General features: G+C 75.8%; 2 protein-coding genes and 1 pseudogene. 2 read left to right on the plus strand and 1 reads right to left on the minus strand.

Features of this window, described 5'->3' with window-relative positions; translation table 11 throughout:
* A pseudogene (locus HGA02_RS18995) lies at window positions 1–180 on the plus strand (LacI family transcriptional regulator); the annotation flags it as partial.
* 77 nt (window positions 181–257) lie between these two features.
* Here HGA02_RS18995 and HGA02_RS19000 read toward each other — a convergent pair.
* Window positions 258–788, minus strand: a complete 531-nt coding sequence (locus HGA02_RS19000) for a TM2 domain-containing protein (protein ID WP_168680918.1) — start codon at window positions 786–788, stop codon at window positions 258–260.
* 163 nt (window positions 789–951) lie between these two features.
* On the opposite strand from HGA02_RS19000, the gene HGA02_RS19005 reads away from it, so the two are divergent.
* Window positions 952–1,460 (plus strand): hypothetical protein (locus HGA02_RS19005; protein WP_168680920.1); only part of this gene is annotated, 509 nt, incomplete at its 3' end.

The following is a 1,460-nucleotide window of genomic DNA, read 5'->3' on the forward strand; positions in this document are numbered from 1 at the left end:
GTCGCCGCGCCGCTCGAGCGCGCCGGTCAGCGCGCCGCCGACCTGCTCCTCGCGCGCATCGACCGGCCCCGCCGCCTCGACGGTCGCGCCACCGACGACGGCATCCCGCCGACGGTCGACCTCCTGCCGACGCACCTCGTGGTGCGCGGGACGACGGGCCCGGCGCGACCCGCGCCCTGACCACCCGCTGCCCCCGACCGACGACGACGGGGGCGCTGCGCGCACGCAGCACCCCCGTCGGACGGTCGTCAGTCGACTCAGACGGCGACGTCCTGCACGACGACGACGATCGCCGACGACGTGTCGAACTGCTCGGTGATCGTCGCCTGGTTCGCGGCGCTGCCCGCGAAGCCCAGGATGAAGCCGATCGCCGTGATGATCCACGCGAGCTTCTTGTGCTGCTCGTAACCGGCGAGCGATCGGCCCGCCTTGTCCCGCTGCACGCCGGCCAGGGTCAGGATGATGTCGACCAGCGCCCAGATGCCGAGGCCGCCGCACGTCACGAGCTTGAGGATGCCGGTGCCGACCTTGCCCAGGTAGAACCGGTCGACGCCGAGCACGCCGAGGAACCAGGCGAGCAGCCACGTCGCGACGAACGACTTGCCCGACTCGGCGGGCGCCCCGTACCCGGGCTGGGAGCCGTACGCCGCCGCACCGTAGGCGGCGCCCGCGGGGGCCGCACCACCGTACGCGGGCGCGGGCGGCGCCACGGGCGGCTGGGGCTTCGACAGGTCCGTCGGGTCGACCGGCTCGGCCGGTCCGGTGCCCTCGGGCGGGGTGGTCGACATCAGTGACTCCGTTCGACGTGCGGATGGGCCTCTCATCTGGCGCGACGCCGCAGCGGCGCACCGGGCGCCACGCTAGGGCCCCGCACCTGTCGCGCGCACCGGTACGCGCCGTCGTCTCGCGCGTCGGCCGCGCGACTCCACCCGGTCACGGCACGATCGGGTCGTGGACCCGCGTGCCCTCCTCGCCCGCACCGTGCACGCCGACGCCTGGGAGCAGCACGGTCTGCTCCGCACGGGTCGCGGCGGTGCGACCGGTGTCGCGCCCGGAGTCCGCCTGATGGCGAGCGGACTGCCGCACCCGCAGTGGAACAACGGGGACGTGACCGACCCCGCCCTCGTGGACGTCGCCGCCCTGCGCGCCTGGTACGAGCCGCTCGCCGTGCCGTGGGGCGTCCGCGTCCCCGCGGGGGCTCCGTGGCCGCACGGGACCTTCCTGTTCCGCAAGCACCTCGTCCTGCGAGACGCCGGTCCGGTGGAGGCGCCGGCGGTCGCCGGGCTGCACCTTCGCGCCGCCGGCCCGGAGGACCTCGCGACCGTCGCCGCGGTCGACGCCGTGGCGTTCGACGGTGACCCGGGTCTCGAGGCGGCGTGGATCGCGCCGCACCTGCACGCACCCCGCCACGCGACCGTGGCGCTCGCGACCCTCGACGGCACGCCGGTCGCGACGGGTTC

This window comes from Cellulomonas septica, from assembly GCF_012396155.1.
Classification (GTDB): domain Bacteria; phylum Actinomycetota; class Actinomycetes; order Actinomycetales; family Cellulomonadaceae; genus Cellulomonas; species Cellulomonas septica.

Excerpts from the sequence above, each read along its gene's own strand:
- HGA02_RS19000 (WP_168680918.1), bottom strand. The coding sequence starts at position 788 with ATGTCGACCACCCCGCCCGAGGGCACCGGACCGGCCGAGCCGGTCGAC.